At 69.8% G+C, this 8,825-nt stretch carries 6 protein-coding genes; all 6 read left to right on the top strand.

Going from position 1 to position 8,825, the window contains the following annotated elements; genetic code table 11:
- Positions 1-219: 219 nt before the first annotated feature.
- The gene (locus tag KBY19_RS34840; protein ID WP_185018437.1) at positions 220-1,230 is read left to right on the top strand and encodes an ABC transporter permease; all 1,011 of its coding nucleotides are present in this window, start codon (positions 220-222) and stop codon (positions 1,228-1,230) included.
- Positions 1,227-2,288, top strand: coding sequence for a substrate-binding domain-containing protein (locus tag KBY19_RS34835; RefSeq protein WP_099885093.1), 1,062 nt, complete (start codon positions 1,227-1,229; stop codon positions 2,286-2,288). Before KBY19_RS34840 ends, KBY19_RS34835 begins: the two co-directional genes overlap by 4 nt.
- A gap of 122 nt (positions 2,289-2,410) precedes the next feature.
- Positions 2,411-3,625 (top strand): Gfo/Idh/MocA family protein, encoded by a 1,215-nt coding sequence (locus KBY19_RS34830; protein WP_099885094.1) that lies wholly within the window; start codon positions 2,411-2,413, stop codon positions 3,623-3,625.
- A gap of 9 nt (positions 3,626-3,634) precedes the next feature.
- Entirely contained in the window at positions 3,635-4,633 is a 999-nt protein-coding gene (locus KBY19_RS34825; protein WP_099885095.1) for a sugar phosphate isomerase/epimerase, read from the top strand.
- Between the two features lie 273 nt (positions 4,634-4,906).
- Entirely contained in the window at positions 4,907-7,357 is a 2,451-nt protein-coding gene (locus tag KBY19_RS34820; RefSeq protein WP_185018438.1) for a PQQ-dependent sugar dehydrogenase, read from the top strand.
- Between the two features lie 11 nt (positions 7,358-7,368).
- Positions 7,369-8,742 carry a ThuA domain-containing protein gene (locus KBY19_RS34815; RefSeq protein ID WP_210967434.1) on the top strand — a complete coding sequence of 458 codons (1,374 nt, stop codon included), beginning with the start codon at positions 7,369-7,371 and terminating at the stop codon, positions 8,740-8,742.
- The last annotated feature ends 83 nt before the right edge of the window (positions 8,743-8,825 follow it).

The raw sequence follows: 8,825 nt of genomic DNA, 5'->3' as shown, positions 1-8,825 counted from the left end.
TCTCCAGCGAGCTGCCCGAGGTACTCGGCCTCGCCGACCGGGTGCTGGTGCTCCGCGAGGGCCGTGTCGTCCACAGCGCTCCCTCCCATGAACTGGACGAGCACCGGGTGCTCGACCTGGTGATGCGGAGCCCCGGATGAGGGCGCGCTCCCTGCCCGCGGACAGCGACGGCGAGTCCGCACCCAACCACCGGTCCTCCCACCCGAGAGGTGACCTTCCATGAACTCACCCGCAGGCGTGGCCCGTACGCCGAAACCGGCGCCGCCCCCGGCCAAGGACGGTCCGACCAAGCGCCGGGTGCCCTTCGACGTACGGCAACTCTCCCTCATCGGCGTACTGCTCGCGCTGGCGGTCGTCGGGGCGATCACCAAGCCGGACGAGTTCCTGGCGGCGGAGAACCTGCGCCTGATCCTCACCCAGGCGTCCGTCATCGGCGTCGTCACCGTCGGCGTCACCTTCGTGATCATCGGCGGCGGCATCGATCTGTCCGTCGGGGCGATCGTCGCGCTGGCCTCCGTGTGGGCGACGACGGTGGCCACCCAGGACTTCGGACTCGGCGGCATGCTGCTGTGCAGCGTGCTGGTCGGCGTCGGCTGCGGCCTGGTCAACGGGCTGCTGATCGCCTACGGGCCGATGGTGCCCTTCATCGCCACCCTCGCCATGCTGGCCTCGGCCCGCGGGCTGGCGCTGCAGATCAGCGACGGCAAGACACAGGTCGTCTCCGTCGAGTCAGTGCTGGACCTGGGCGTCAAGGACTCCTACGTGCTGGGCGTCCCGCCGATCGTGCTCGTCTTCGCCGTCGTCTGCGTCCTGGGCTGGCTCCTGCTCAACCGCACGACGTTCGGCCGTCGCACCGTGGCCGTCGGCGGCAACGCGGAGGCCTCCCGGCTGGCGGGCATCGCCGTCAAACGGCAGCGGCTGCTGCTGTATCTGCTCTCCGGGCTGTGCTGCGGCATCGCCGCGTTCATGTTGGTGATCCTCACCGGCTCGGGCCAGAACACCAACGGCAACCTGTACGAACTCGACGCCATCGCCGCGGCGATCATCGGCGGCACGCTGCTCAGCGGCGGTCGCGGCACCATTCTCGGCTCGGTGCTCGGCGTCCTGGTCTTCACCACCATCACCAACCTGTTCGCCCTCAACAACCTCCAGACGGACATCCAGCAGATCGCCAAGGGCGCGATCATCGTCGCGGCCGTCCTGGTCCAGAAGGGTCGTTCCTCCTCATGACTGACAACCCACGCGCACCCCGTACGGCAACCAGCCGCAGAAACATGCTCTTCGGCACCGCGGCAGCGGGCGCGGCCCTGCTGGCCGCGGGCTGCACCAGCAACGAGAACAACGACGACAGCAAGGAGTCGGCGGGCGCCGACGTCGCCGACTCCAAGCCCGGCAAGAAGGTCACCATCGGCTTCGCCGGGCCGCAGGCCGACCACGGCTGGCTCAACGCCATCACCACCCAGGCCAAGAACCGGGCCAAGAAGTACCAGGACGTCACCCTGGAGGCCACCGAGGGCTCCAACGACAACGCCACTCAGGTCGGCCAGATCGAGACGCTCATCAACAAGAAGGTCGACGTACTCGTCGTACTGCCGGCCGACGGAAAGGCGCTCACCCAGGTCGGCCTCAAGGCGATGCGCGCCGGGATACCCGTCGTCAACCTCGACCGGATCTTCTCCTCGCAGCAGGCGTACCGCTGCTGGATCGGTGGCGACAACTACGGCATGGGCCTCAACGCCGGGCACTACATCGGCGAACAGCTCAAGGACAAGAAGAACGCCAAGGTCGTCGAGCTGGCCGGGATCGACAGCCTGGAACTGACCCAGGAGCGCACCAAGGGATTCGACGACGCGCTCAAGAACTACCCCAACATCAAGAAGGTCGCCCGGCAGGCCGCCGAGTTCACCGTCGAGTCCGGGCAGAAGAAGATGTCCCAACTCCTCCAGGCGCAAAAGAGCTTCGACGCGCTGTGGAACCACGACGACGACCAGGGCGTCGGCGCCGAGCGCGCCATCAAGCAGGCCGGCCGGGACGAGTTCCTGATGGTCGGCGGCGCCGGCTCCAAGCGCGTCATGCAGGCCATCAAGGACGACGACAGCGTCGTCAAGGCGACCGTCCTCTACCCGCCGACCATGGCCGCGTCCGCCATCGACCTGGCCCGCGCGCTCGGCCAGGGCAAGGGCATCGCCGGTATGGCCGAGTACGAGATCCCCGCCCACGTCACGCTCTACTCGGCGGTGGTGACCAAGAAGAACGTCGACGAGTACCTCCCGATCGGCTTCACCTGACAGTGCGGGCCCTCGGCCCCGCCCGCCGGGGCCGTCCGCCGCACCGCCCCGACCGCTGACGCAGATCTGCGGGTACCCCCTGGCCGACGGCCGGGGGGAGACCCCGAAGAGGGAGGACCTCAATGCCGTACGACAGCACCGCGCCCGCCGCCGCGCCGCCTTTGGGGGTGGGCATGGTCGGCTACGCCTTCATGGGACAGGCGCACTCGCAGGGCTGGCGCACCGTGGGGCGGGTCTTCGACCTGCCGCTGAGTCCCGCGCTGGCCGCCGTGTGCGGGCGCGACCCGGCGGCCGTGCGCGCCGCGGCCGGACGGCTGGGCTGGGCCGCCGCCGAGACCGACTGGCGGGCGCTGATCGCCCGCCCGGACGTCCAGCTCGTCGACATCTGCACCCCCGGCGACAGCCACGCCGAGATCGCCGTCGCCGCGCTGGAGGCGGGCAAGCACGTGCTGTGCGAGAAGCCGCTCGCCAACACCGTCGAGGAGGCCGAGGCCATGGCCGCCGCGGCCCGCGCGGCACGGGCACGCGGCCAGGTCGCCATGGTCGGCTTCAACTACCGCCGTACGCCCGCACTGGCGCTGGCCCGGCGCATGGTGGCGGACGGCCGACTGGGCGAGTTGCGGCACATCCGGGTCAGCTATCTGCAGGACTGGCTGGTCGACCCGGCCTTCCCGCTCGCCTGGCGGCTCCGCAAGGAGACCGCGGGCTCCGGCGCGCTCGGCGACCTGGGAGCGCACGCGGTCGACCTCGCCCAGCACCTGGCGGGCTCGCACCTGGCCGGTGTCTCCGCGCAGACGGAGACATTCGTACGGGAACGTCCGCTGCGCCAGGAGGAGCCCGACGGCGAACGGGGCCAGGTCACCGTGGACGACGCGGCGGTCTTCACCGGCCGGCTCGACTCGGGCGCGCTCGCCTCCTTCGAGGTCACCCGCGTCGCGGCAGGCCGCAAGAACGCGCTGCGGGTGGAGCTGAACGGCACCCTCGGCTCGCTCGCCTTCGATCTGGAGCGACTCAACGAGCTCCAGTTCCACGACAACACCCAGCCCGCCGACGAGGCCGGGTTCCGCCGCATCCTCGTCACCGAGCACGACCACCCCTATCTGGAGGGCTGGTGGCCGCCGGGCCACGGCCTCGGCTACGAGCACACGTTCACACACCAGGCCCGCGACCTGGTGCACGCCATCGCGGCGGGCACCCAGCCGTCGCCCTCCTTCGACGACGGACTCCAGGTGCAGCGCGTACTGGCCGCCGTCGAGGAGAGCGCCGAGCGCGACTGCGTCTACACACCCGTCCGGCACGGGGCAGCCGCGACCGCGGCAACACCGACAACCGCCTAGGAGGTCACCGTGGCACGCAAGTTCACCCTCTTCACCGGCCAATGGGCGGACCTCCCGCTGGAGGAGGTCTGCCGACTGGCCCGCGAGTTCGGCTACGACGGTCTGGAGCTGGCCTGCTGGGGCGACCACTTCGAGGTCGACAAGGCGCTGCACGAACCCGGCTACGTGGACGGCAGGCGCCGACTGCTGGACAAGTACGGCCTGGAGTGCTGGGCCATCTCCAACCACCTGACCGGCCAGGCCGTCTGCGACCACCCCATCGACGAGCGCCACCAGGCCATCGTCGCGCCGCGCATCTGGGGCGACGGCGACCCCGAAGGCGTACGGCGCAGGGCCGCCGAGGAGATGAAGGACACCGCACGGGCCGCCGCCGCGCTCGGCGTACGCACCGTCATCGGCTTCACCGGCTCCTCCATCTGGCACCTGGTCGCCATGTTCCCGCCGACGCCGCCCGAGATGGTCGAGCGCGGCTACGCCGACTTCGCCGAGCGGTGGAACCCCATCCTGGACGTCTTCGACGCGGAGGGCGTGCGCTTCGCCCACGAGGTGCACCCCAGCGAGATCGCCTACGACTACTGGACCACCCAGCGCGCCCTGGAGGCGGTCGAGCACCGCCCCGCCTTCGGCCTCAACTTCGACCCCTCCCACTTCGTGTGGCAGGACCTGGACCCGGTCGGGTTCCTCTACGACTACCGGGAGAGGATCTACCACGTCGACTGCAAGGAGGCCCGCCGCCGGCTGGACGGCCGCAACGGCCGCCTGGGCTCCCACCTGCCCTGGGGCGACCCGCGGCGCGGCTGGGACTTCGTCTCAGCCGGACATGGCGATGTCGCCTGGGAGGACGTCTTCCGCATGCTGCACGCCATCGGCTACGACGGGCCCGTCTCCGTCGAGTGGGAGGACGCGGGCATGGACCGCCTCGCCGGCGCTCCCGAGGCGCTGGCCAGGCTGCGGGCGTTCGACTACGACCCCCCGACCGCCTCCTTCGACGCGGCCTTCGGCAACTGATCGCTGTCACCACCACTTTTGAGCGGGGGCGCGCTCTGCCGGGCTTCTTTGTCCTGTGTGAGGACAAAATCGACGCTGCTCGTGTCAAAGGGGTTCCCGCCCCGGACGAACGTCGCTACCGTCCTTGAGGCGTACGGGACCGGAGCGCGCCCCTCCATGAAGCGGACACGAAGCGCCCAGGCAGCGCAGCAACGCAGCGCAAGGCACCACAACGCATCGCACGGCACCGGACGACGGCACCCGACACCCGTTACCTCCCAGGGAGGAACCGCTGTGCACCAACGAAATCGCAGACTACGAATCCGTGTGACAGCCCTCGCGAGCGCTCTTCTGATCAGCGGCGCGACTGCCGTGGCCGCTCAGGCGGCGCCCACTCCCACGGCCGCCGACAAACCCGCGAAGCCGCAGACGGCAGCCGAGTTCCAGCAGGTGACCCTCGCCAAGGGGGTGGCCGAGACGGGCGAGCCGATGACGATGGCCGTCCTGCCCGACCGCTCCGTGCTGCACACCTCCCGCGAGGGCACCCTCCGGCTGACCGACGCGAAGGGCAACACCAAGGTCGCCGGCGAACTCGACGTCTACAGCCACGACGAGGAGGGGCTGCAGGGCGTCGGCGTCGACCCGCGCTTCACCAAGAACCGCTTCGTCTACCTGTACTACGCACCGCCGCTCGACACTCCCGAGGGGGACGCCCCCGACACCGGGACGGCGGCCGACTTCGAGAAGTTCGACGGCGTCAACCGGCTCGCCCGGTTCGTGCTCAAGAAGGACGGCACGCTGGACAAGAGCAGCGAGAAGAAGATCCTCGACGTGCCCGCCAACCGGGGCACCTGCTGCCATGTGGGCGGCGACATCGCCTTCGACTCCAAGGGCAATCTGCTGCTGTCGACCGGCGACGACTCCAACCCGTTCCAGTCGGACGGCTTCACCCCCATCGACGAGCGGAAGAACCGCAACCCCGCCTTCGACGCGCAGCGTTCGGCCGGCAACACCAACGACCTGCGCGGCAAGATCCTGCGCATCAAGGTGCGGAAGGACGGGTCGTACAAGATCCCGCGCGGGAACCTCTTCCGCCCGGGTACGAAGAAGACCCGGCCCGAGATCTACGCGATGGGCTTCCGCAACCCGTTCCGGATGAACGTCGACAAGAAGACCGACACGGTCTACGTCGGCGACTACGGTCCCGACGCGGGCGCCGCCGACCCGAAGCGCGGCCCGTCCGGACAGGTCGAGTTCGCCCGGGTCACCGAACCCGGCAACTACGGCTGGCCGTACTGCACCGGTAAGAACGAGGCCTATGTCGACTACGACTTCGCCACCGGTACCTCCGGCGAGAAGTTCGACTGCGCCGCGCCGAGGAACACCTCACCGAACAACACCGGCCTGACGAAGCTGCCCGCCGCCAAGCCCGCGTGGCTCCCCTACGACGGCGCCTCCGTACCCGAGTTCGGCGACGGCTCCGAGTCCCCGATGGGCGGCCCCGTCTACCGCTACGACAGGAAGTCCGACTCCCCGGTGGCGTTCCCCAAGGCCTACGACGGCGACTTCTTCGCCGGCGAGTTCGGCCGCCGCTGGATCAAGCGCATCGAGCAGGACAAGCACGGCGGCAACGTCAAGATCAACGACTTCCCGTGGTCCGGCACCCAGGTCATGGACATGGACTTCGGCCCCGACGGCGCGCTGTACGTCCTCGACTACGGTCTCAACTGGTTCGGCGGCGACGAGAACTCGGCGCTCTACCGCATCGAGAACGCCACCGAGGGCCACAGCCCGGTGGTTGAGGCGAGCAGCGACGTGAGCGACGGGCAGGCACCGCTGCAGATCGCCTTCACCTCGAAGGCGACCGACGAGGACGGCGACGACCTCAAGCTGAGCTGGGACTTCGGTGACGGAGCCACCTCCACCGAGGCCGACCCGACGCACACCTACGAGAAGAACGGCACCTACACCGCGACCGTCACCGCCGAGGACCCCTCCGGCCGTACCGGCTCCGCGAGCGTGCACATCACCGTCGGCAACACCGCGCCCAAGGTCGAACTGAAGCTCCCGGCCGACGGGCAGCCCTTCTCCTTCGGTGACGAGATCCCCTTCGAGGTGCAGGTCACCGACCCCGAGGAGGAGCAGATCGACTGCTCCGAGGTGGAGGTCGCCTATGTCCTCGGCCATGACAGCCACGGCCACCCGCTGACCTCCGCGAAGGGCTGCAAGGGCACCATCAAGACGCTGGCCGACGGCGAACACGACCCGAACGCCAACATCTTCGGTGTCTTCGACGCCTCCTACACCGACAGCGGCGCGAACGGACAGCCCCCGCTGACCAGCCATGGGCAGAGCATCCTGCAGCCCAAGCACCGGCAGGCCGAGCACTTCTCCTCCGCCGCCGACGGCGTCACCAAGGGCGATGTGTCCGGTGCCGAGGGCGGCAAGGCCGTCACCGGGGCGCAGAACGGGCAGTGGATCTCCTACGATCCGTACCGGCCCGGCGACCTCACCAAGCTCACCGCCAGGGTGACCGGCAAGGCCGCAGGCGCCATCGAGGTCCGCGCCGACGCACCCGACGGGCCGCTCCTGGGCACCGCGCAGGTCTCCCCCACGGACGGCTGGGCCGACGTCAGCACCGAGATCACCGGTGCGCCCGAAGGCGCCGACAAGCTTTACCTCGTCTTCACCGGAGGCGACGGCGCCCTCTTCGACCTGGACAGCTTCACCGTCACGACCGGATGAAGGGAGGAGCCATGATCACAGCCCCCCGACGACGTACGGTTCTGACCGCGGCGGCGACCGCGCTGCTGGCCGGGGCGTTCGCGCTGCCGAGCCAGGCGGTCGAGCCCCGGGCGGAGCCCGCAGGGGAGTCCGCCGCCGAGCAGAGCAAGGTACTGGTCTTCTCCAAGACCGCCGGGTTCCGGCACGACTCCATCCCCGACGGGATCGCGGCCGTACGGCAACTCGGCGCACAGCACGGCTTCACCGTCGACGCCACGGAGAAGGCCGCCGCCTTCACCCCGAAGAAACTGGCCGCCTACGACGCCGTCGTCTTCCTGTCGACCACCGGAGACGTGCTCAACAAGCGCCAGCAGAAGGCCTTCGAGGGGTACATCGCCGACGGCGGCGGCTATGTCGGGGTGCACGCCGCCGCCGATACCGAGTACGACTGGAAGTGGTACGGCGGGCTGGCCGGCGCCTACTTCGAGTCGCACCCGGCGATCCAGTCCGCCACCATGAAGATCGAGGACCGGGGCCATCCGGCCACCGCCCATCTGGGCGAGGAGTGGAACCGTACCGACGAGTGGTACAACTACCGCTCCAACCCGCGCGAGAGGGCGCACGTATTGGCCAGCCTGGACGAGGATTCCTACTCCGGGGGCACCATGGGCGGGGACCACCCGCTGGCCTGGTGCCAGGAGTACGCCGGTGGCCGCGCCTTCTACACCGGCGCGGGCCACACCAAGGAGTCCTACACCGACCCCGCCTTCCGGAAGCATCTGCTGGGCGGCATCCGGTACGCGACGGGTGCGGCCGATGCCGACTGCCGCCCCGAGGTCGGTTACACACCGCTGTACGACGGGTCCAAGGACGGGCCCGGCCTGGACGGCTGGAAGCAGGCGGGCCCCGGTTCGTTCGAGGAGAGCGCGGACGGCACCCTCACCACGCGGGGCGGCATGGGACTGCTGTGGTACGCCGCGCGTGAGTTCGGGTCGTACTCGCTGAAGCTCGACTGGAAGATGGCGAGCGAGGACGGCGACGACAACTCCGGTGTCTTCGTCGGCTTCCCCGCCTCCGACGACCCGTGGTCGGCGGTCGAGAAGGGGTACGAGATCCAGATCGACGCCTCCGACGTCGACGAGAAGACGACGGGCTCGGTCTACGGCTTCCAGTCGGCCGACCTCGCCGCGCGGGACGCCGCACTCAACCCGCCGGGGGAGTGGAACACCTACGAGGTCCGGGTCGAGGGCGAACGCCTGCGCGTGTATCTGAACGGCGTGCTCGTCAACGACTACACCAACACCGATCCGGCCCGCAGCCTCAAGGACGGGTACGTGGGTCTCCAGAACCACGGAGAGGAGGACGAGGTCGCCTTCCGCGACGTCCGCATCCGCGGGTTGGGGTGATCCGCCCTTCCCGCCCACCCACCCCTCGGCCGCGACGGCGCGTTACCGCCCCTGGCGCGGCCGAGGGGTGGGTGGGCGGGAAG

Source organism: Streptomyces sp. B15, from assembly GCF_018070605.1.
GTDB lineage: Bacteria > Actinomycetota > Actinomycetes > Streptomycetales > Streptomycetaceae > Streptomyces > Streptomyces smyrnaeus.
This window is presented reverse-complemented; position numbering and strand designations above follow the sequence as displayed.

What these genes read in the sequence shown, in the direction of transcription:
- KBY19_RS34830 (WP_099885094.1), top strand. Translation starts at nt 2,411, where the DNA reads ATGCCGTACGACAGCACCGCGCCCGCCGCCGCGCCGCCTTTGGGGGTG.
- KBY19_RS34835 (WP_099885093.1), top strand. Translation starts at nt 1,227, where the DNA reads ATGACTGACAACCCACGCGCACCCCGTACGGCAACCAGCCGCAGAAAC.
- KBY19_RS34815 (WP_210967434.1), top strand. Translation starts at nt 7,369, where the DNA reads ATGATCACAGCCCCCCGACGACGTACGGTTCTGACCGCGGCGGCGACC.
- KBY19_RS34840 (WP_185018437.1), top strand. Translation starts at nt 220, where the DNA reads ATGAACTCACCCGCAGGCGTGGCCCGTACGCCGAAACCGGCGCCGCCC.